Origin of the sequence: Salmonirosea aquatica (assembly GCF_009296315.1) — a bacterium.
In the GTDB taxonomy this organism is placed as follows: Bacteria; Bacteroidota; Bacteroidia; order Cytophagales; family Spirosomataceae; genus Salmonirosea; species Salmonirosea aquatica.
On record NZ_WHLY01000002.1, the window covers coordinates 1,597,268 to 1,619,044 of the forward strand.

At 51.9% G+C, this 21,777-nt stretch carries 17 protein-coding genes; 13 read left to right on the forward strand and 4 right to left on the reverse strand.

Annotated features, from left to right (window positions below; genetic code table 11):
• Window positions 1-85 precede the first annotated feature (85 nt).
• Window positions 86-1,870, forward strand: a complete 1,785-nt coding sequence (locus GBK04_RS07740) for an ABC transporter ATP-binding protein (protein ID WP_373330803.1) — start codon at window positions 86-88, stop codon at window positions 1,868-1,870.
• Window positions 1,871-1,881: 11 nt separating this feature from the next.
• Here GBK04_RS07740 and GBK04_RS07745 read toward each other — a convergent pair whose 3' ends face one another.
• A complete protein-coding gene (locus tag GBK04_RS07745) occupies window positions 1,882-3,375 on the reverse strand; it encodes an outer membrane protein assembly factor BamB family protein (RefSeq protein ID WP_373330804.1) in 1,494 nt (497 codons plus the stop codon).
• A 278-nt stretch (window positions 3,376-3,653) separates the two neighbouring features.
• On the opposite strand from GBK04_RS07745, the gene GBK04_RS07750 reads away from it, so the two are divergent.
• The 8 genes from GBK04_RS07750 to GBK04_RS07785 all read left to right on the forward strand — a co-directional run bounded on the left by GBK04_RS07750 (window position 3,654) and on the right by GBK04_RS07785 (window position 13,623).
• The gene (locus GBK04_RS07750; RefSeq protein ID WP_152758355.1) at window positions 3,654-4,115 is read left to right on the forward strand and encodes a DUF4112 domain-containing protein; all 462 of its coding nucleotides are present in this window, start codon (window positions 3,654-3,656) and stop codon (window positions 4,113-4,115) included.
• A gap of 151 nt (window positions 4,116-4,266) precedes the next feature.
• Window positions 4,267-6,099, forward strand: a complete 1,833-nt coding sequence (locus GBK04_RS07755; protein ID WP_152758357.1) for an ABC transporter ATP-binding protein — start codon at window positions 4,267-4,269, stop codon at window positions 6,097-6,099.
• 73 nt (window positions 6,100-6,172) lie between these two features.
• Window positions 6,173-6,409, forward strand: coding sequence for a hypothetical protein (locus tag GBK04_RS07760; RefSeq protein WP_152758359.1), 237 nt, complete (start codon window positions 6,173-6,175; stop codon window positions 6,407-6,409).
• Window positions 6,410-6,664: 255 nt separating this feature from the next.
• Window positions 6,665-9,781, forward strand: coding sequence for a SusC/RagA family TonB-linked outer membrane protein (locus GBK04_RS07765; protein WP_152758361.1), 3,117 nt, complete (start codon window positions 6,665-6,667; stop codon window positions 9,779-9,781).
• 58 nt (window positions 9,782-9,839) lie between these two features.
• Window positions 9,840-11,258, forward strand: coding sequence for a SusD/RagB family nutrient-binding outer membrane lipoprotein (locus tag GBK04_RS07770; protein ID WP_152758363.1), 1,419 nt, complete (start codon window positions 9,840-9,842; stop codon window positions 11,256-11,258).
• Window positions 11,259-11,442: 184 nt separating this feature from the next.
• A complete protein-coding gene (locus GBK04_RS07775; protein WP_373330805.1) occupies window positions 11,443-11,958 on the forward strand; it encodes a heme-binding domain-containing protein in 516 nt (171 codons plus the stop codon).
• Between the two features lie 85 nt (window positions 11,959-12,043).
• Window positions 12,044-12,934 carry a dienelactone hydrolase family protein gene (locus tag GBK04_RS07780; RefSeq protein ID WP_152758365.1) on the forward strand — a complete coding sequence of 297 codons (891 nt, stop codon included), beginning with the start codon at window positions 12,044-12,046 and terminating at the stop codon, window positions 12,932-12,934.
• Window positions 12,935-13,092: 158 nt separating this feature from the next.
• Window positions 13,093-13,623: a hypothetical protein gene (locus GBK04_RS07785; protein ID WP_152758367.1), complete on the forward strand. Its 531-nt coding sequence runs from the start codon at window positions 13,093-13,095 to the stop codon at window positions 13,621-13,623.
• Window positions 13,624-13,729: 106 nt separating this feature from the next.
• Here the strand turns inward: GBK04_RS07785 and GBK04_RS07790 are convergent, their stop codons facing one another.
• Both GBK04_RS07790 and GBK04_RS07795 read right to left on the reverse strand, forming a co-directional pair.
• Complete coding sequence (locus tag GBK04_RS07790; protein WP_152758369.1) at window positions 13,730-15,676, reverse strand: hypothetical protein; 1,947 nt, start codon at window positions 15,674-15,676, stop codon at window positions 13,730-13,732.
• A 48-nt stretch (window positions 15,677-15,724) separates the two neighbouring features.
• Window positions 15,725-17,578 (reverse strand): 3-keto-alpha-glucoside-1,2-lyase-like domain-containing protein, encoded by a 1,854-nt coding sequence (locus GBK04_RS07795; RefSeq protein WP_373330806.1) that lies wholly within the window; start codon window positions 17,576-17,578, stop codon window positions 15,725-15,727.
• A gap of 148 nt (window positions 17,579-17,726) precedes the next feature.
• Here GBK04_RS07795 and GBK04_RS07800 point away from each other — a divergent pair, with 148 nt between their 5' ends.
• Together GBK04_RS07800 and GBK04_RS07805 are read left to right on the forward strand one after the other, a co-directional pair.
• Window positions 17,727-18,485, forward strand: coding sequence for a 3-keto-disaccharide hydrolase (locus GBK04_RS07800; RefSeq protein ID WP_152758370.1), 759 nt, complete (start codon window positions 17,727-17,729; stop codon window positions 18,483-18,485).
• A 142-nt stretch (window positions 18,486-18,627) separates the two neighbouring features.
• Window positions 18,628-19,194 carry a hypothetical protein gene (locus GBK04_RS07805; protein WP_152758372.1) on the forward strand — a complete coding sequence of 189 codons (567 nt, stop codon included), beginning with the start codon at window positions 18,628-18,630 and terminating at the stop codon, window positions 19,192-19,194.
• 69 nt (window positions 19,195-19,263) lie between these two features.
• Here the strand turns inward: GBK04_RS07805 and GBK04_RS07810 are convergent, their stop codons facing one another.
• Window positions 19,264-19,764, reverse strand: a complete 501-nt coding sequence (locus tag GBK04_RS07810; protein ID WP_152758374.1) for a hypothetical protein — start codon at window positions 19,762-19,764, stop codon at window positions 19,264-19,266.
• Window positions 19,765-19,964: 200 nt separating this feature from the next.
• Here GBK04_RS07810 and GBK04_RS07815 point away from each other — a divergent pair, with 200 nt between their 5' ends.
• Together GBK04_RS07815 and GBK04_RS07820 are read left to right on the forward strand one after the other, a co-directional pair.
• Entirely contained in the window at window positions 19,965-20,894 is a 930-nt protein-coding gene (locus tag GBK04_RS07815) for a hypothetical protein (RefSeq protein WP_152758376.1), read from the forward strand.
• Window positions 20,895-20,986: 92 nt separating this feature from the next.
• Window positions 20,987-21,745: an enoyl-CoA hydratase/isomerase family protein gene (locus GBK04_RS07820; protein ID WP_152758378.1), complete on the forward strand. Its 759-nt coding sequence runs from the start codon at window positions 20,987-20,989 to the stop codon at window positions 21,743-21,745.
• Window positions 21,746-21,777 lie beyond the last annotated feature (32 nt).

Sequence of the window (21,777 nt, forward strand, 5' to 3'; positions counted from 1 at the left end):
TTCATTCTGGCCAACTATACGTTTATACTTTTACTCATCGGCCCACTTTCTCCAAAAAGGCCCATAGCCTTAACAAAAACGCTGCGTGAATATCTGGGAGATCTTTAAGCGATTGCTTCCCTACGTCCGGCCTTATCGGAGCCAAATCGTACTGGCCTTATTTCTGACCCTGCTGGGTGCCCTGACGGCCCAGGTGAACCCTATTGTACTGCGCTACACGGTCGATACGATTCAAGGCATGCTGGACAAAGGCTGGGGAGTAAAGAACGGTGCCCTGTTACTGGGTGAGATTTCGCTGATTCTCTTTGCCAAGGAAGTTATCAACACCTTTATTGTTTTCGGTCAACGCTACTACGGTGAAAAAATACGGATCCAGGTATCGAGCGAACTATCCCAGACGGCAGTAGATCGTATTTTATCCTACGGACTGGGCTTTTACAGCGACAATACCAACCAGAAAGGAAAGCTTCAGACCCGCATTGACCGGGGTGTCGAAAGCCTGACCAAGCTCATTCAGAATTTCTTTATCGACATACTTCCCTTATCGGCCAATGCCATCGTGGCCCTGATCATTATGTTTTCGGCCAATGTGTATGTGGGAAGCATTGCTCTGGGGATTCTGCCCGTGTATTTTTGGGTAAGCTACCGGCAGGCAGAGAAATTGCAGGGCGTGCGGCGTAAGCTGAAAACCCAGCGGGAAAACAAGAGCAGTGGGCTTATCAACCTCATCGAGTCGGTGCTGGTGATCAAGTCCTTCGTACGGGAAAAATTTGAGGGCAAGCGGCAGTACCAGTTGCAACTGGACCTGATGGAATCGCAACTCAAAACCCGGCGTACCAATTTCTTTTTCGATGGGATCAAAAGCTTTATCGAACAGATCGGTATCGTGCTCATCATCATCCTGACCGCCTACCTGGTACTGGACCAGCAGATGTCGATCGGGGCGATTATGTTCCATATCCTGCTGTTCAACAATGTGTCGGCGCCCATTCGGCAGCTGCACCGCATCTATGACGAAATGAACGATGCCCTGACGTACTCCGAAGGATTTTTTGACATTCTGGACGACGCCAGGGCCGTGGAAACCGGCGGGGACTACATTCCCGACCGCATCAAAGGGGATATTGAACTCGACGATGTGTCGTTTACCTACCCCAATGGCACCAAAGCGCTGTACAATATTTCGATGAAGATAAAGGCTGGTCAGACCGTCGCGCTGGTGGGGCTTTCGGGAGCGGGTAAAAGTACCCTGATCAATTTGCTGGTCCGCTTTTATCCTCCCAATTCTGGAAAAATACTGCTGGATGGTATTCCGCTAGACCGCTACGATCTGCCCGAGCTCCGCGGTGATTTGGGAATGGTACTGCAAAAGAATCATATCTTTAAGGGCTCAATTGCCGAAAACATTCGCTACGGAGCCATGGAAGCTTCCTACGACGAAGTGGTGGAAGCCGCCCGGCAGGCTTACCTGCACGAACAGATTATGGAGTTGCCCGAACAATACGAGACCGACGCTCAAATGCTCTCGGGCGGCCAGCAGCAACGCATCGCCATTGCCCGGTTGTTTCTAAAAAACCCCTCGGTGATTTTTCTGGACGAACCAACCGCCAGCCTTGACGCCATCGCCACCGAGCAAATCAAGAACAGTCTGGACGCCATCAAACAGGGCCGTACCGTCGTTGTCATTTCCCACAGCCTATCCCAGATCATTGATTCCGACTGTATCTATGTCATGAAAAAGGGCCATCTGGTGGAACAGGGTACCCATGCCGAATTGTACGACATGCAAGGTACCTACCGCGAAATTTTCGATGCATCGGCCCGCAGCCTGAACCTGGATAAGATTGCCAGGACCCTGGAAAAGGATTGAACGGTTTTTTTTTAGGGAAGCAATGCCTCTGTCCTGTACACGCCATCGTAAGCGCTTCCCATGTAGGCTCCCCACTGAACGGCTTTTTTAATAGGAATAGTGGTGGCGAAACGATGTACCTGCATGCCTTGAAAAGATTGAGAAAGCTTACCGTACTTATCGGTACTGTGGGTATAAATTAAATCGAGATAGCCATCGTTGTCGAGGTCGCCGACCCAGGGGGTAGAAGAAAGGTTATGTCCCAACAGAGCCGGAACAAATTTTATGATCTTGCCACTGGAAAAGTCAATGCTGACAATATTGGTATAGAACACCTGCTCCCTACCTTGCACGACCTCGTTCTCCACGCTAAGCAGCACTTCATGCCTTCCATCGCCGTTCAAATCGACCGCTATGGGGCTGCTGGTCTGGTAGTAGCCGAGTGAATCCAGGAACTGAATGGCCCCGGTTTTTCCGTCCAGCATGGCCTGTTTGGTCCAGGTAAGGCGAGGGTAGCGGCCCTTGGCAAAAGAGATGAAAAAGTCGGGTACAGTATCTTCATTGAAGTTCCCAATGGCCATAGACGCGTAAGCTTCGGTCTTAGGAATCGCAGTTGACCAGAGCAGAGCCAGATTTTTACCATCAAAGCCCATCACCCGGCCATCCACACTATTGACCACAATATCCAGCACGCCATCCTGCGTCATATCCACCCAGGCTGGTGGCGCGATAAATCCCCGGTTCTCTCCACTAGCTATTTTTGTTGCGTGGGTCAAATCGCCATCGAGTACCATTCGGATGGTACCCACAAACAGGTTACCTGCGATACTTTCTCCACCGGTTCCGAAAATGATCCGGGATTGCTCAGGCTCTTTTTCGTTAAAATCCACGGCTATGGACATATATATTTCCTTATTATCGGGCATCATTGCTTCGGCCAGCAGTTTTCCCGTAGCACTGCTGAGGATCACCAATCTGCCGGCCGCCCGGTTGGGATTGAAAGGGGGTACCATGATATCGCCCCCGTTGGAAATCAGAATATCACGCAGTCCGTCGGCGTCTACATCGTGGATGAATTGCGGATTGTAGAAATTAAACCAGCGCCTGCCGTTCTGTGAATAGTAAGTGGAATCAAAATGCCAAAGTGTTTTACCGGTTTTACCGTCCAGCGCTTTGAACTCGACGGAACGTCCCGCAAAAAAAGCATCCTTCACACCGTCTCCATTGATGTCGTACAGGCCGGCTGAGCCGAACATCTGATCGCGGGCCGAATTGTGCCAAAGTAATTCGCCGGTTTTTCCGTCCAGGGCCACTAAGGCCGAGTCGCTGTACTCGAATTCATTTTTCCCGGCTCCCAGCAGTATATCCCTTACACCATCCCCATTCAAATCCTCTACCCTGGCCGAAGAAAAGGTACCAATACCAGGGAGGGTGCTAGACCACTTCTTGTAAGGTTTGCGATGGGTAAAGTAATACAGTGAGGCCAAAAGGATTACTAAAATGAACAGAATCAGGGCGTTTTTCACAAAAAATGGGGGTTTATTGGAGCAATATAGCATTTTGACTGCTTGCCGCTAAATATAATGCGCCTTATTCCCGGCAGGCTAGAAACTGCCTACGCGATTCCCGGATTCCTATCAATTATCTTCGCAAGGCCCACCGAGCCGGGTATATGGCTTGTGAATCAGGACTGGCCGTCCAAAGCCGGGGAAAATCCTCACTGAGCAGGGTATACGTGACAACCCTACGTAAAGTGGCATACTATTAGTAAGTTCAATCCCAAACCAAATGCTAACCCCTACCCATGCAAGCAGTATCAAAGCAGAAGTCGGCCATCTCCCATGTAGAATCGATGGCCAAATGGATGGATTCCCGCTTTACCATTCCCGGCACCAACATCAGGTTTGGTTTCGACGCTTTGATAGGACTTATCCCCGGTGCCGGTGACTTCGCTACCCTTTTGATTTCCGGGTATATGGTTTCGATTTTAGCCAGGAACGGCGCCAGCGGATTTGTGCTGGCCCGGATGGCCCTCAATATTGTGATCGACGCCCTGCTCGGGTCCATCCCCCTTATCGGTGATATTTTCGATGTAGCCTTCAAGGCCAACGTTCGGAACGTAAAACTCATGCAGGAGCATTATGTGGAGGGACGCCACAAGGGCGGGGCCTGGAAGATCGTGGTACCTATTATGCTGCTGCTCATCCTACTGGTAGGTGCCCTGGCCTGGCTGAGTTATAAGTTTTTTGTCTGGGTGTTTGACTGAGTTTTTATTCTGAAGCCGGTTTTCAAATCGAGCGTATCGAATTTACTTGCACCAGAGACTATTCTCTATTTAAACCTACCCCTATCCGCCACTCCACTCGAACTTTTCCCCATTGCAAATGATTAGTTGATATATACCAATCGACAAACATTTGCGCCCCAACCTACCCCCTAAAAAAGACTCTACCTCCCAATCGCTCCGCAAGCGATTTTCAGCGTTACAGAACCTACCGCCGTTTTTCCGCCTGGTGTGGAATACCAGTAAGCCCCTGACGGTCGGCAATGTGGTGTTCCGGCTACTGAAAGCCGGCATTCCGGTGGTAATGCTATACATTGGTAAGGAAATCATTGACGAGGTGATCCGGCTCATTGCTGAAGGTGGCTCGCAAAGGTACCTCTGGACAATGGTAGCAGCGGAACTGGGGCTAACTGTCTTTTCGGATTTGCTGAGCCGGTTGATTGGGCTGTGTGACAGTTTACTGGGTGATTTGGTAGCTAACAAAACCTCCGTCGACCTGGTCCACCACGCGGCGCAATTGGATTTGTACCAGTTTGAGAACCCCGTTTTCTACGACAAACTCGAACGTGCCCGCCGCCAGACCACCAGCCGCACCGTGCTGCTGACGCAGGTACTTTCGCAGGTGCAGGACATTATTTCGCTGCTGTTGCTGGGCGCGGGTTTGGTGGCCTTCAGTCCGTGGTTGATTTTGATTCTGATTATAGCCGTTATTCCCTCTTTTCTTGGCGAAACGCACTTCAATGAGCGTAGCTACTCGCTCACCCGCTCCTGGACGCCCGAACGCCGCGAACTCGACTACCTGCGCTACATAGGGGCCAGTGCCGAAACCGCCAAGGAGGTCAAAGTCTTTGGCTTGGAGAAGTACCTGACCCAGCGGTTTAAGGCCTTGTCGGATGAATACTACGAGCAGAATAAGAAGATCGTCCTCAGCCGCGCGACCTGGGGGTACCTGCTGGCGGCCTTAGGTACCTTGGCCTACTATGGGGCTTACGTATTTATCCTGATCCAAACCATTGCCGGGTTCATCAGCATTGGTACCATGACCTTCCTGTCGGGTTCGTTTCAGCGGATGCACGGGATGTTACAAGGAATCATGGGACGATTCTCCAGCATCGCCGAAAGTGCGCTGTACCTACAGGATTTATTCGATTTTTTTGCGATAGAACCTACCATCAAAGCTAATCCGGATGGCGTCACAATTCCCCGGCCGATTCGGGAAGGCTTTACTTTTGAGAATGTCAGTTTCAAGTACCCCGATAGCGAACGCTGGGCAATCCGTAATCTGTCTTTCACGCTACATCCGGGCGAGAAGCTGGCTCTAGTCGGTGAGAACGGGGCCGGTAAGACGACCTTGGTTAAGCTGCTCTCGCGACTCTACGAACCGACCGAGGGACGAATTCTGCTCGATGGCCTGCCGTTGGAAGCCTACAGCCTGGCAGATTTGCGCGCCAACATCGGGATTATTTTCCAGGACTACATCAAGTACGAAATGACAGTGTCCGAGAACATCGCCGTGGGTGATATCGAACGCCGGGACGACGACGAACGCATCGCCGACGCTGCCCGCAAGAGTCTAGCCAGCGAGGTTGTTGATCAGCTCCCGGCGCAATTCCAGCAGGTACTCGGTAAGCGGTTCAAGGACGGCCAGGAGCTATCCGGCGGACAGTGGCAAAAGGTAGCCCTGGCCCGCGCCTACATGCGCGATGCCCAGCTGGTGGTACTCGACGAACCTACCTCGGCGCTGGACGCCCGCGCCGAGAACGAGGTGTTCCAGCGGTTCAGCCGCTTGATCGAGGGCAAAATGGCTGTGCTGATATCGCACCGCTTTTCCACCGTGCGCATGGCCGACCGGATTCTGTTTATGGAAAATGGTACCCTGTTGGAATACGGCTCGCACGAAGAACTGCTGGCTATTAATGGAAAATACGCCGAACTATTCAACTTACAGGCGCAGGGGTACCTTTAGCCGTTGAAAAGCGAAGGATATAAGCTATTTGAAACATTTCAATAAGGAAATTCTTATTTTTACTAAAAAAGCCATGCAACAGCCCGTTCAATATGAGATAGAAGCCTTAGACGACGAGGCCATTAAATCTATTCTGTCCCCATTTAAAGGACGTCACGTCAGAATTGCTGTGCAGGAGGTGGAGAAAAAAGCCAAACCCAACCAGCTCGATCTTTACGAGAAAGCATTGGAAGTGCGTGAGCGATTCAAGAATTCCAAGATTGACCCCAATATCAACTTATCCGATCTGGCTAATGAAGTGAATTTATGATTTACTTTGATACCGAAGTATTGTGATGAAGTTTATACCTACAACAAAGCCGATTTCAAGAGAATTAAGGATTATACCCGCCTGAAAATCACAATTCTCTGAGCTTCCCTTTATCTCCTCTACCTGTTTAAGGTACCCCTCTGCCCGGCCAGTCCCCACTACATTTTGCAACTTCCAACAACTCACTTTGAGGCTTATTTCCTATCTTTGAATATAGGATGTTTATTTTTCCACAACTAAAATTCAAATGTATCCATGAAAAAAATTGTACAGGTATGTTTCACGGCATGGCTCCTGGTGGGGCTGCACGTGGCCATGGCCCAGCAAACGCAGGTGAGCGGTACGGTGACCTCCGAAAAAGACGGTTCGTCGGTACCAGGCGTGAGCGTGGCCGTGAAAGGCAGTACTCAGGGTACCCTGACCGACGAAAACGGAACGTATAGCCTCCGGGTAAATGGTGCCAACACTACGCTGGTTTTCAGTTCCATTGGCTTTGTTACCAAAGAAGTGGCCGTGGGCAACCGTAGTACGGTCAACGTGGCGCTGTCCGAAGATACCAAGACGCTCAATGAGGTGGTGGTGACGGCACTGGGCATCAGCCGTGAGAAGAAGGCGCTCGGCTACGCCACCCAACAGGTAGACAGTGACGAACTGATGCAGAACCGGCAGACGAACCTGGTCAATGCCTTGCAGGGAAAAGTAGCCGGCGTAACCATCAACAGTACAGGTGGCGCGCCCGGCCAGGGCGCGCGCATCCTGATCCGGGGCATCAACTCCATCGATGTCAACCGCGACAATCAGCCGCTGTTCGTGATCGATGGCATCCTGATGGATAACAGTACCTCCACGCAGGGGCAGAGCGCCGAACTACGGGGGATGTCTAACCGGGCGGCGGATATCAACCCCGACGACATCGAAACCATTAACATTCTGAAAGGGGGCGCGGCCACAGCGCTGTACGGCCTTCGTGGGGCCAACGGCGTAGTGGTTATCACGACCAAGTCGGGCAGATCGGGCGCTTTGCGGGCCAATTTCAGCAGTACCTATGGCACCGAAACGGTCAACAAGTTTCCCGAGGTGCAGGATAAATACACCATCGGCTACGGCGGTGTTTATAATCCCCAGGACTTTTTTCCATCGTGGGGACCTACCGTGGAAGAAGCCAAGAAAATTGACCCTACCCATCCCGACAAGCTCTACAATCACTTCAAAGATGCCTACCAGCGGGGCCAGCAATTTCAGAACAACCTGTCGTTTTCGGGGGGTACCGACAAAATCACTTTTTTGTCGTCACTGTCGCACCTGCACCATGAGGGGGTTATTCCTTTCACAAATTTTGATAAATTCTCGGCCCGCCTAAACGCCCAGGTGAAATTCAGTGAGAAGTTCACAACCAGTACCAACCTCAACTTCATCAACTCAGGCGGCGATCGCTACAACGCCGACCGATTCAGCGAGAGCCTGAGCTACTGGTCGCCGCGCTACGACGTGACGGATTACATCAAGCCCGATGGTACCATGAACACCTATGGCAACAACAATCCTATTTATGGTGCCTACACCAACAAACTGCGCGACAATGTGAACCGTCTGATTGGGGGAGTCAATTTCAACTATACGCCCTTCGCGTGGCTGTCGCTCAACTACCGGGCGGGTCTGGACACCTACTCCGACAACCGCCTGCGCACGGCGCCGGGGCCCCGGGGCTTTGCGGATGAGTACGTCTACGAGGACAACGACTTAGGCTTTGTGTACCAGTACAATACCCAGTTCCGGTCCATTACCTCCACATTCACGGCCAGCGGCACCGCCCAGCTCGGCGAGAACCTGAAAGGTACTCTGCGCCTGGGCCATGACCTGTACGACCGCCGCAGCCGGAGCTTTGGGGCCGAAGGCAATGAGCTTACGGTATATAACTATTTCGATCTGCGGAATGCCAAGACCATCACCCCTACGCAAAGCGCCGAAGACTACCGTCTGATGGGGATTTTCGGAGAATTGACCCTCGATTATAAAGACTACCTCTACCTGACCCTGACCGGCCGGAACGACATCACCTCGTCGCTATTGGCACCCAACAATTCATTTTTCTATCCTTCGGCTAGTTTGGGGTATGTATTCTCGCAGCATCTGGCGCTTCCTACCTACATGAGCCTGGGTAAAGTCAGGGCTTCTTACGCGAAAATTGGTAAAGACGCCCTACCCTATTCTACTACTACGGGCTATGCTTCCTACACCAATCTGCCTACCGGCCTTACGGGTTTCTCACGGGGTTCGCTGCTGGGTGACCCTACTCTGCGGCCCGAATTTACGGAAACCTACGAAGCGGGCCTGGAACTGGGCTTTTTCGGCAGCCGACTGGGACTTGATTTCACCTATTATCATTCGCTGAGCAAAGACCAGATCATCAACGTGAACGTATCATCGGCTACCGGTTATGTGCGGGCTGCCATCAACTCGGGTACCATGCGCAACCAGGGAGTCGAACTAGTGCTGAAAGGTACCCCCGTCCAGAAGACCAACTTCTCCTGGAACGCTAGTCTGAACTTCTCGGCCAACCGCAACCGTGTGATCAGCATCCGCGAAGGACTGACCGAAATCGCTTACGCTTCCCAGTATGGCTATTCGGGTTCGACGGTGAGCATGAAACTGATTCCGGGCGAAGCCTACGGTAATCTGTACGGTACCAGCTACCAGCGGTACTACGAAAATGGCACGGCCGAAGATCCGATGACCATCGACAAGAGCCGTCCGATCGTCATTGGCTCCAATGGCTTTCCGGTTCGTAACTCGGCCCAAAAACTTATCGGCAATTCATTACCCGACTGGATTGGAGGTCTCAACAACAGCTTCAGGTACCACGATTTGAGTCTATCTGTTTTGTTCGATGCGCAGGTAGGTCAGGATCGCTACAATCAGTTAAGCAATTTTTTCTCTGCCTTCGGGATTGCCAAATACACCGAAGACCGCAATGAAACCAAAGTCTTTGAGGGCGTGCTGGCCGACGGTACCCCCAATACCAAAGCGGTATTCCTGGGTCAGGGCGTGGGTCCGGATGGCGTAGACTACGGCAACGGCTACTACCGCAATGTGCACCGGGGTATCTCCGAAAACTTCATCGAAGATGCTTCATGGGTACGGCTGCGTTCGGTACGCCTGGCTTATAACTTACCTACCTCTTTGCTGGAAAAGAGTCTGTTTCGTTCCATCCAGTTGAGTGTAACGGGTAACAACCTGTGGCTGGCCACCAAGTATTCGGGTTATGACCCCGAAACCAGCTCCAACAACAGCGGTAGCAATGTCAATGGGTTCAGCGGCTTTACCTACCCCGCCGTGCGGAGTTTCCTCTTTACGCTGAATGTAGGATTCTAAAATGCGGATGGCTGTTAGCTAATGGCCCTTGGCTCATACAATTATAAAAATACTTCCAATGAAAAATATCATAAAACACACCTTCGTGACTTTGGCTCTGCTCGGCACCTTCGGACTGAACGGCTGCAAGGATTACTTCGATCTGAACGAGAATCCGAACCTGATCTCGAATCCGCCGTTGAATTCGCTGCTGTCGACTACCACGCAGAAAACCGCCCTCAACTCGCAGCGGATGGCCAATATTACTTCCTACTTCGTGCAATATCTGGCCAATCCGGGTTCAGGGGGCTCTACCGACACCTACCAGGAAACCGACTATACCAGTACCTGGGACGCGATTTACTACGCCATGGCCGACCTGACGGATATGAAGAGACTGGCACAGGAACAAGAGTCGTCGGAATATGTCGGTGTAGCCGATGTACTGCTTTCGTATCATCTCAATCTCATCGCCGATTCATTCGGCAGCGGACCGTTCAGCCAGGCTTTCACGGGTGAGCCCCTTACGCCGGCCTACGATTCGCAGGAAGAAATGTACACCACCGCCCTGACGTTGCTCAACGATGGTATCACCGAACTTTCCAAAACGGATTCCAAAATCAAGCTCAGTGCTTCTGACGACCTGATCCACGGAGGCAAAACAGCCAACTGGATCAAGACCGCTTATGCCCTGAAAGCCCGGATGCTCAACAAAGTCTCCAAGCAAAGCACCTACAACGCAGCGTCTGTCCTGGAAGCCGTGGATAAGTCGTACACATCCAATGCTGACGACGCCCAGATGAGCACCTTTCTCCTACGCAACCCGTGGGCGCAGGTAGCCCGCGATAATGCCGCTCTGGTGCTGGACGGCTGGCTGTCGACCCAGCTGGTAAATCAGCTGAATGGCACCACCTATGGGCTGTTCGATCCCCGAATCGAGAAAATCACCGACAAGACCGTGAACGGGGTTTACAAAGGTACCGTGAACGGACAGGGCAACGTGGGCGGCAACAATACCGTAAAGGACGAAAGCTACATTTCACTCAATTCGCCCCTCACCGGCGACAACTCGCCGCTTCTAATTGTCACTTACGCCGAAGTAAAGATGATCGAGGCCGAAGCCGCCCTGCGGGCCGGTAATCGCGAACGAGCTTATGCCGCCTATCTGGAAGGCATCAAAGCCAACATGGATAAGTTGGGCGTGGCCGCTGCTGCCCGGGATACCTACATCAATGATCCGAGCGTGTCAGTCGGAGCAGCGAACCTGACCCTGGCGCTGATTTTCAAAGAGAAATACGTCATCACCTACCTCAACCCCGAAGCCTGGAACGACGCCCGCCGTTTCAATTACCAGTACAAGGGTTTCACGCTACCCGTCAATGCGGCGCTACCTACCTTCATCCGCCGGGTGGCGTACCCAAGCGTCGAAATTTCCGAGAACGGCGTAAATGTACCCTCCATTGGGCCGCTTTCCGAACCTTTGTTTTGGGATAAGTAGGCAGTTGACAGTGGACGATTGACAGTTAAAAGTGGTTTTTCCATAGATTGCTGTTACATATTGTTTTTGAGAAAAGCCTCTGATCGGAAGAAATCCATTAGATTTTCCTGATCGGAGGCTTTTCTTATCTCTCCTAATCGCACGGGCCGCTCCGGCGTACCGGACCCCGACAAATCTCATTTCTATGAACATGATTCTGAAAATCTTCCTAGCCCTCGCTGCTTTACTGATCTTGGCTCAATTCATCCGTCCCGACCGGAATGAGTCAGACGACCGTACCTACGACATTTCTACCAAATACACCGTACCCGATGACGTCAACCATGTGCTACAGGTAGCCTGTAACGACTGCCATACCAACAAAACCGTGTACCCCTGGTACTATAACGTACAACCTGTGGCGTGGTGGCTCGACAACCACATTACCGATGGCAAGCGCCACCTGAACTTTTCGGAGTTCACTAAGCGCCCCATTGCCGTGCAGAACCATAAGCTGGAAGAGATTGTGGAAATGGTAGAAGAAAAAGAAATGCCTATTAAGGACTATACCTACCTGGGTATGCACCCCGACGCCAACCTGACGGATGCTCAGCGTGAACTGATTATAAACTGGGCAAAGGAACAAATGGCCATGCTAAAAGCAACCTACCCGGCCGATAGCCTGAAAATGAAACCCCGCCAACCCGCTCCGGCATCGTAAAAAAGATAGGGGTCAAAACAAACAAATTGTCCGGAAAAAGGCTTATTCACTGTCACAAACCAGGCAACTTTAACTGTTCAGAATTATGACCAAATTTCTCGTTTCTTTTCATCTGATGCTGGCCGGTCTATTCGGCCTGTACCTGGGGCAGCCTCAATCGGAAGGTACCCCTGCAACCATTCCGGTCTGTCATACGGTAGCCGCCGTTGATTTCACTTTTCCCCAGGAAGGCATGAAGCAGTTCGCGCTCGATCCGGCCTTTCAGGCTTTGCACCCGTCGCCCCTCCCGCTCAACTATGACGGCATGGGCAAGGAAATTACCTTCAAAACACCCGATGGCAAAGACGCGAGCGGGTACCTGATCAAAGCCAAAAAGAACAGCGACAAATGGCTGTTCGTCTATCAGGAATGGTGGGGTTTGAACGACCACATCCGCCGTCAATCCGATACTTTTTACAAAGATTTAGGCGAAACCGTCAACGTGCTGGCGCTGGATATGTACGACGGCAAATCGACCGACAATCCGCAGGAAGCGGGCAAACTGATGATGGGTACCCAGGAAGACCGCCTGGTAAATATTGTCAAAGGGGGTTTCGACTACGCCGGGCCTAAGGCACAGGTAGCCAATGTAGGCTGGTGCTTCGGCGGCGGCTGGTCGCTGCGGTCGGGCCTCATCGGCGGCGACCAAACGATTGGTACCGTGATGTACTACGGCATGCCCGTGCAGGATGTAGAACAACTCAAAAAGCTGGATGGCGATGTCCTGGGCCTCTTCGCGACCGAAGAGCGGATTTCCAAGGAAGTCATCGAGCAATTCGACGCCAACATGAAGAAGGCGGGCAAAACGTTGACCTATAAGATTTTTCCCGGTGTACACGGTTTCGCCAATCCCAGCAACCCCAAGTACGACGAAGCCAACGCCAAGGTAGCCTACGGCATGGCACTGGGGTACCTTAAGAAGAAGTTCAAAGTGTAGAAAGAAGGTACTTTCGCTATCAAAAGGGATCATCATCAGCACGAGCTGGGATGATCCCTTTTTTCTTTGGAAGCAGCCACGCGCCGGTCAGCCGAAATTAAAATATTGAATGTGCTGGGTCGTTATTTGGTTTGAAGGTACCCTAACCTACATCTCCCATGAAAAAACTGCTTGTATTTCTCTTTCTGCTGTCTAGCTGCAAGCAGGAAGCAATCGATCTAAGCTTGGGTGTAGTGAAAGGAAGCATCAATGGTATAACTTGGGATGGCAAGTCACAAATTCGCGCATACCTGGCTACTGAATCCTGTGGAGAGAAAAAAATAGGCATCAATCTTCAAATTTTTTCTAATCTTGGATTGGATAGGCTAGGCTTAGCTATTTTTGACATCTCCCCAACAGAAGGTACCGCCAGAATCTTCAAAAGAAAATATAATTCACAAAACTGTGAAGACGTAGAGGGCAGTTTGAGCCTATCAAATTATGATGTTTTCCTGGACCAGGTGTACGTGCTTGAAAAATCTACCTTCAACCATCAAATCACCATCAGCCGGGTGGATACTGTAGCCAACATCATGGAAGGAAATTTTCAAATCCTTTTTGGGGATAGCGAAAACAAGGAGAGGGTCTTACCCGACACGGTGCTGGTCAAGGCAGAGTTCAGGGTACCTATCACCCGGCTGGATTTGTGAAAAGAGTACAAATAGCCTATGGGGTACGTTTGTAACAATCAGGTAGACAAAACAGCCTTCTCGGTTCTGATACCGGGAAGGCTGTTTTCTATAAAAAACAATCCAATTATTTATCCAGCGAATTGATCCAGGCGGCAATTTTCAGCGCCTCATCGCGGGGTACCTGCGGCATAGCGGCCATCGGCGTGGTGTAGTCGGGCCAGTTTTCAGGTTTGGGGTGGTAGATCAAATCCACGATCTTCTCGTTACTATACTTCCGCTTCGCTACCTCCACATAAGGCGGACCCACAACGCGCTTGTCGGCGGCATGACAGGCCAGGCAGGTGTTGCGTTGCAACAAAGGTTTGATTTCCTCGTAGGTAGGGGCACCCGCCAAAGCCGTGGCAGCAGCGGGTTGATTCTGCCCGTCGGGCGATACCAGATCCATCGTTGATTTCGTATCGGCCGAAGCCTTACGATCGCCGGTACGCGTCGTGGTCAGGTCGGAAACTTTCATTTTTTCGCCCATCGGAATATTGTTCAGCGTGTAGTACGCCGAAGGGTGCACCAGTGAGTAGTAGGTGTTGGCGGCCCGGATACCATCCAGATTCAGGTGATGGATGTAGTAGCGGCGCAGACCATCCAGCACGATACGCACGGTTTTACCATCTTCCGATACCTTTACGCCTTTGATGGGTACCTTTTCGGTGTTGGTGGGAGGGCTTCCGTACACGGCATGGTACTTGTAGATAAAGCTGCTGATTTCGTACGAATTCAGGTTCTCAGCCGACTTGCGATCCACGGGCATGGTAAAGTTCACCTCGAAACCATCGGGCATCGCCTTCACAGAGTACATCTCAAACGGCATTTTTCCGTTCCACACCAGCCGCTGCAAGCCCTGATTGGCGTCGCCCGCCGAACCCCAACCGCGGTTGGTTTCACCCACGAACATGGAACCGTCCTTGGCGTAGGTCATGCGCAGTACCCCCGACTGGAAATTGCTCCGGAAGTCGAAAGCCGCGCCCTGGTACTCGCCGTTCACTTTTTCCAGGAACAGGCGCATGATTTTGCTTTGGCCCTGATCACCCACAAACATTTGTCCGGCGAAGGGACCGAATTTCCCTTCCGTATCGTCCACGACGATTTCCGAGGTAGAAATTCCGTGAATCCCGTAGGGTAGCCATACGGCGGGAAGTTTGACGGTTTCAGGGAATTTTTCCTTCAACTTATATAGGAACATCGGATCTTTCTCGTCCGCTACATTTTCGGGCTTGATGTACCGTCCGTTTTTATCCTTCACCTGCCGATTGTCCATCACCGAGAAAAACTGTTTCTCAGATAGCTTGACGGGCGAATTAGGCAGACTCGACCAGCGAAGTCCGGCAGGGTGGCCCATAAAATCGCCCTTGTCAACCTTGAATATCCCGCCCGATCCCATCCAGTCGCCCTGGTTGTCGGTGTAGAACAATTCGCCGTTCAGCATACTGATGCCGGCGGGCGAGCGTACTCCCGTGGCGTAGGGCTCGAACTTGCCATCGGGCGTGATGCGAAAAATCCAGCCCCGACCCGGTACGCGGCTTTCGCCGCGCCACCATTCTTCATCGCCGAAGGCCACGTTACCACTCACGAAAAAGCTGCCATCGGGCGCGATCTTGGGGCCAAACGAATACTCATGGTAGTGCCCCGACACCGGCCAGGAATATACGGTTTCGTACAGATCAGCCTTGCCATCGCCGTCTTTGTCGACCAGCTTGGTCAATTCGCCACGCTGGGCGCAGTAGAGTGCGCCATCCTTCCAGGCCAGACCCAGAATCTCGTGCAAACCCGACGCGTACTTGTGAAAGTAGGGCGAGCGGCTCGTGGGATTGTCCATGATCCAGACTTCACCCCGGCGCGTGGACATGCCGATGGAGCCGTTGGGCAGCGTGGTAAGTCCGCCTACTTCCAGGATGATTCCCTCGGGAATGGGCGGCGTGAGGATTTTGTAATAATCTTCTTCCTTGGGCGACTCCTGGGCCAGCAACAGCGTACAGGAAGCCAGGAATGCGAAGGTGGTTTTTAAGAATTGTTTCATGGTAAAAAAAGCTAGCAGCTAGTAGCCAATGGCTATTGGCTTTATTGATTAAAATAATATCGAATAGTTCAGTTCGCCCTTATCGGCGGGCATCATGAGCGCCTGGCCTCCGTTGACCTTCTTGATTTCAGGTACCGGGCTGCCTGAGGGCAATTGAATGTAGTAGCTTTTGTCATCGACTGCGTACAGGTCATTCGCCATTTTCTCGATTTTTTTTCCTTCGGCCAGGCGGGCCATAAGGCCACTGACAGGTTTGCCCGTTTTTATCTCGCGCTTGAGGTACTGACCATCGACTACCGAAGTACGGTCCGTGACGGAGGTACCAAAGGCATCGTATAGGAAGGTAGGTACATCGTTGGCATCCAGCTCATAGCCTCGCTGACGGAAGCTGCTGCCGGTAGTGTCGGTGGGCCACTGGCCCGAGGTTTTGGCCAACAGCGGTGCATCGCCCAGAAAAGTAACACTACCCCGTGGGCGAGAGGAGCCGTCGCCCCGGTTTTCCCACATGGGCGTTGCATCCAGGAATCCACCCCGCCATACCTGAAACACCGCACCTTTTTCCATATCATAGGTGTAGTGCAATCCCGCGGGGCTGCCTACCGATACGGCATGCACGATGCGCTCACGCTTGTTGGGTTCGGGGCGGATGTCCATAAAGCTACGCAATACGGTATTGTTATCGGCATTCACCAGAATCGGGTCGCTGCCGCCGCCGGCCAGGGTAGAACCCAGGCTATGGTAGGGTACCTCGCGGAAGCCCGGTCCGGCGATCCAAAGCCCTAGTACAGGCTGCAGCCAGCCGTCGCGCTTGTTGACGTACAGTTCCATTTTATGATCGCCCGCGCTGAGTTTGGTCGTAACGGTGCGGAATTCGTTGTTGTTTTTCCAGGCATCGCCGAGCACCGGTTTGCCGTCGATTTTCAGGTTGCTATTGCCCGAGGCCTGAATCCTGAACGTGTAGTCGCCGGCAGTAGGCGCATTGTAGGTACCTGTGTATACCAGCACGTAGTTGTTTTTGTCTTTCAGCACCTCCCACGACAATTCTTCTGACTTGCCCGACTCGGCTACTTTCAGCGTAGCCGGATCGATATCCTGCGAATAGCTGCCGTAGTAAGCTTTGTATTGCAAGTTGGAGAGGGTACCTGGTTTTTTGTCAAAATTGCTGATGAATATGTTCTTGATTGCCAGCGAACCATGATCACCCTGAATCCGCAGCGGCCCCATGGGTACATCCTTGGAAAGTGCGCCACGGGTAGGACCGCTTACCTCCACATTCTCATGGATGGTGATTCCATTCAGCTCTACTTTCAGGAACACGGCGTTGGCGATTTTCTTACCAGCCTTATCGAAACGGGGGGCTTGGTAAGAAATAGCAATATGCTGCCACAGACCGGGTGCCTTGGCCACATTGACGCGGGGCGCGTAGCCTTCATAACCCTTCTGGCCTTCGGGCTTGGAATCGTCCCAGCGTTCGTAGATGCCGCCGTTGTCGTTGTATTTGGCCGCTTTCTTGCCCCAGCTATCAAAAAGCTGGACTTCATAATTTCCCTGTAGGTAAATACCCGAGTTGGAACCCTTCGCGAGCATGTAGTCCATCTCGATATCCAGATCGCCGTGCTCAAACTTGGAAAGCAATTCATAATCGGCCCCGTAGGTACCTTGCTTATGGATGCAAGCCAACACCCCTTTACCGGGCGTCGTATTCAGTACATTGGGCTGGGAGATATCCACCGTCGCGTCACCGACGATGCTCCAGTTGCCAGCCTTGTTGGTGAAGGCGGAAAGATCATTTAGGGGAATGGGAGTTTGAGCCGCCGCCGAAAGGGTACATCCCAGTGCCAGCGCCCAGAGCGTGCCTTTCAATAAAACACTTCGCTGTGTAAGCATACAAAGTTTAATCATAGGTGAATGAATTTTTGAGGCCCGAAAATTACGATTTTGAATCGGGAAATCGGTTGTTTGTCTGGTTAGAATCCGAATCCATCCGGCTTTTTTATAAAAGGTACCGGATCGACCCGGTACTTCTATCCTTACATTTTCAACGAATCACATGAAGAAATTATTCATTTCAGCCCTCTTCCTGACCGTCACCTGGGCAGCCCAGGCCCAGCTGCAACCCAAGAAAATGACCCCTGAATCGAGTGAAGTGTGGGACCCGGTGCCGCGCCTGGTAACGCCCGGTGCACCATCGTCGGCCGTTTCCGGTTTTACCGCTCCCTCCGATGCCATCGTCCTGTTCGACGGCAAAGACCTGGATCAGTGGGAATCGGTCAAAGGCGGAGAAGCGCCCTGGACGGTAGCCGATAATGCCATCATCACCGCCGCCGGCAAGGGGGGCATTCAGACCAAACGCGATTTTGGCGATTACCAATTACACATCGAGTGGCGTTCGCCCGCGGAAGTGAAAGGCAATGGGCAGGGACGCGGCAACAGTGGGATATTCATGCAGGGTCGCTACGAACTGCAGGTACTCGACAGCTATGATAACCGTACCTACTCCAACGGACAGGCGGGGTCGATCTACAAGCAGACCATGCCGCTGGTGAATGCTGCCAAGAAACCCGGCGAATGGCAGACCTACGACGTGATGTACACCGCGCCCCGCTTCAACAAGGACGGTATGATGCTGATTCCGCCCTACATTACAGTGCTGCACAACGGCGTGCTGATTCAGAATCATACGGCCATTCAGGGCAACACAGACTACATCGGTCGGCCCACCATCAAACCCCACGGACGCGGCCCCATCATGCTGCAGGACCACGGCAATCCGACGAGCTTTCGGAATGTGTGGATTAGGGAGTTGTAAGGCAGCTATTAGTTTTCGGTAGTATGCCGCCGAAAGTGTCTCTCTATAAAATTTACAGCCGGGCGGGAATTCTCCGCCCGGCTTTTTTCGTTAGCGTGAAAAAGCAGAAAGCTTATTGCCTATTAGCCCATCAAGCAACACCATGCAAGACATTGAACCCTTTTACAATTGGGAAAAATACTACGAGGCCAACCGCGACAAGAGGTCGCCCTTTTACGGACACGAGCCTAATCTCAACCAGTATGAAAATGACATTTATGGGTACTATATTCATCCGCTATGGGATGAAATCGGTTCTGCTACCCTGTATGTGAAGGTACTTTTCGCGGATTATGAAAAGCATTTTGTCATCATTGAATTATTTGGCGAGTGGAACGACGCCAAACACAACGACATCATGTACTTCAAGCGGCGGGTAGTGGATGAGTTTGTGGCCGAGGGCATCAATCAATTCATTCTGATTGGTGAAAATATCATGGATTTCCACGGGGCCGAGGACGACTATTACGCCGAATGGTTCGAGGATGTCGAAGATGGATGGATTGCGGCGGTAAGTTTCCGCGACCACGTCGAACGCGAGTGGCAACGTTTCCGCCTCGATTACTACCTCAATTTCGGGGGTACCCTGCACCTCGACAACTGGCGTACCCTACAACCCCAGGCTTTTTATGAGTTAGTGAAAAGCCTGATGATAAGGCGCCTCAACTAAAACGGGGTGCGGACTTTTCAGTCCGCACCCCGTTTTAGTTTGTTTTATATCAGGTATCTGTCGAGTACCCTACGAATCTTTCAATTCCTGATCTATTGCGGCTATTAACTCCTTAATCTCTTTTTCAGCCGTCGTCCAGCGTTCTTCGGTCATGGGTTTCTGCAATTCCAGCAAATTCGCCTGTAGTTGGTCGCGCTCCTGCACTAGTTTCTGACGTTTCTCCACCCACTTATCACGGTTGGCCTGCTTGGGATCAGTTACCTTTCCATCCAGATCACTTATTTTTTCGTTAAGTGTTTTCTGGCGGGTCTGAAGCTCGGTCAGGTAGTTTTTACGAGCGGCTTCAAGTTCCTTGGCCGCGTCGGACAGTTCTTCCCGTACGTCGGCCAGGTCACTGGTATCTTCGGCCTGTTGCATTTCGGCACGGGCCTGATCGGCCTCATCGATTGCATCGGCTTGTTCTTCGGCGTACTCTTTCTGGCCATCCTTAGGGGTGGAATCGCAACTTGTCAGGAGCCAACCCATGGTGACAGCTGCGTATATGGCGGTGATTAATACTACTTTTTTCATAGGTTGTGTTACAGGTTTTCGGGGTAATTAGGTACTATCGGCTGAATAAAAAATCAGTGCCACTTTCCAGATCCGGCAGTAAGACCGGACTTTTGGGTAGTATTTTCCTCAAAGCACGGGATGACACAGGATAAATCCCTGATTTGCAACACATCTTGCTTGTTCGTACATTTCGACTCCAACTAACTTCCCAAACCATCATGGCAGAAAATCCAAACGACACCGCTAAACAGGCGGCTGAGGCACTGGCTCGCAAAGAGGAGGCCGCCCGAAAACTTGCCGCTGAAAACATCGCCCAGGCGAAAGAATCTACCGGAGTCCTTCCCGATCAGGCAGCTTCAAGCGTGGACGATGCAAAAGCCCAAATCACCGAAAAGGCCGATGATATGAAGGTGAAGGCCGAATCGATCGCCGAAAAAGCTGACGAAAAAGTGAACGAGGTAAAAGAAGAAGCCGCTGCCACTACAAAGGCCGCCGAAGTCAAAGCAGAAGTGCTGGCGGAGAAGGCCGATGAGAAAGTGAGCGAAGCCAAAGAAACAGCTACTGAGAAAGCCCATGAGGCTAAAGCCGCCGCGGAAGCTTTAAAAGCCAAAGCAGTAGAGGAAATCACAGATTTAAAAGAAGACGCCACTGAAAAGATCAATGAAGCCAAAACCGAGATCAAATCCCTAACCGACCAGGCTGCTGAGAAAGTAAGTGACGCCAAAAAGACGGCTACCGAAAAAGCTCCCGAAGTAAAAGGCAAACTCGAGTCACTGGCAGATAAAGCAGCCGAAGAACTGGCCGAGCTGCGGGAAGAAGCGGGAGAAAAAGCCGCTGCCGCCAAAGTAAAAATTGAAGCCCTGGCTGCAAAGGCTTCCGAAGAAGTAGATGACTTCAAAGAGGAAGCAGAGGAAAAATTTGCGGAGGTGAAAGCCAAGGCCTCGGAAATTGCTGCTAAGGCCGCCGAGGAACTGGACGAACTGAAAGAAGAAGCCGCCGAAAAAGTAGCCGAAGCCAAGGCTAAGGCTTCCGTCCTGGCCGCCAAGGCCTCGGAAGAAATCGCTGACTTGCGTGAAGATGCCACCGAAGCCGCCCAGGAAGTTTCCAAAAAAGCCAAAGGCTTTTGGGCCAGGCTCTTCGGAAGATAATTTTTTATAATTTTTAAAAGTTGGGTTGAGAGAATGCCAGGCAATTTGTGTATTCTCTCATCCCATCCATTAGTCTTTTATAGTATTCTACCTTGACTCCTTACGTAAAAGCCTGGACCGAAAACCGCATTACCACCGTGGAATTCTTCCATCCGGCGGGCAATTCACTGCCTTCCGGACTGCTGGACCAATTGGCCCAGACCATCGATAAAGCAGGCAAATCAGTGGATTCATCTGTGCTGGTGCTCCAATCAGGTGGAGACCGTGCCTTTTGCGCCGGAGCTTCCCTGACCGAACTATCCGCCATTGCTACCATTCAGGAAGGGGAAATATTTTTCTCAAAATTCGCCCATGTCATCAATGCCATGCGGCAATGCCCCAAATTCATTCTTGCCCGGGTACAGGGCAAGGCGGTCGGGGGCGGTGTGGGACTTGTTGCCGCCGCCGATTACTGCCTGGCTACGCACGATGCCGCAGTAAAACTCAGTGAGCTTACGGTAGGTATCGGTCCTTTTGTGATCGAACCGGCGGTGCAGCGCAAAATTGGCCTGGCCGCCACCAGCCACCTCACGATTAATGCCACCGAATTCGAATCGGCACTCTGGGCCTGGCAAAAGGGCCTGTACGACGATGTGTTTGAAACCTCTGACGAACTCAACCAGCGGGTTCTCGATCTGGCCCGCAAGTTAGCGGCCTATGACCCGGAGGCGATGCGTCAGATGAAGCGGGTACTGTGGGAAGGTACTGAACACTGGGACAACTTGTTGCTACAGCGCGCTGGCATCAGTGGTACCCTGGTACTGTCTGAATTCACCCAGAAGGCTCTGACTGCCGTCCGCTCAAAGCGTTGAAAGGCCAACCCTGCCAATTACAGTATAATCCC

Coding starts and splice junctions, on each gene's coding strand:
- GBK04_RS07815 (WP_152758376.1), top strand. CDS start 19,965: ATGGCAGAAAATCCAAACGACACCGCTAAACAGGCGGCTGAGGCACTG.
- GBK04_RS07770 (WP_152758363.1), top strand. CDS start 9,840: ATGAAAAATATCATAAAACACACCTTCGTGACTTTGGCTCTGCTCGGC.
- GBK04_RS07790 (WP_152758369.1), bottom strand. CDS start 15,676: ATGAAACAATTCTTAAAAACCACCTTCGCATTCCTGGCTTCCTGTACG.
- GBK04_RS07750 (WP_152758355.1), top strand. CDS start 3,654: ATGCAAGCAGTATCAAAGCAGAAGTCGGCCATCTCCCATGTAGAATCG.
- GBK04_RS07760 (WP_152758359.1), top strand. CDS start 6,173: ATGCAACAGCCCGTTCAATATGAGATAGAAGCCTTAGACGACGAGGCC.
- GBK04_RS07775 (WP_373330805.1), top strand. CDS start 11,443: ATGAACATGATTCTGAAAATCTTCCTAGCCCTCGCTGCTTTACTGATC.
- GBK04_RS07805 (WP_152758372.1), top strand. CDS start 18,628: ATGCAAGACATTGAACCCTTTTACAATTGGGAAAAATACTACGAGGCC.
- GBK04_RS07795 (WP_373330806.1), bottom strand. CDS start 17,578: ATGATTAAACTTTGTATGCTTACACAGCGAAGTGTTTTATTGAAAGGC.
- GBK04_RS07800 (WP_152758370.1), top strand. CDS start 17,727: ATGAAGAAATTATTCATTTCAGCCCTCTTCCTGACCGTCACCTGGGCA.
- GBK04_RS07810 (WP_152758374.1), bottom strand. CDS start 19,764: ATGAAAAAAGTAGTATTAATCACCGCCATATACGCAGCTGTCACCATG.
- GBK04_RS07785 (WP_152758367.1), top strand. CDS start 13,093: ATGAAAAAACTGCTTGTATTTCTCTTTCTGCTGTCTAGCTGCAAGCAG.
- GBK04_RS07765 (WP_152758361.1), top strand. CDS start 6,665: ATGAAAAAAATTGTACAGGTATGTTTCACGGCATGGCTCCTGGTGGGG.
- GBK04_RS07780 (WP_152758365.1), top strand. CDS start 12,044: ATGACCAAATTTCTCGTTTCTTTTCATCTGATGCTGGCCGGTCTATTC.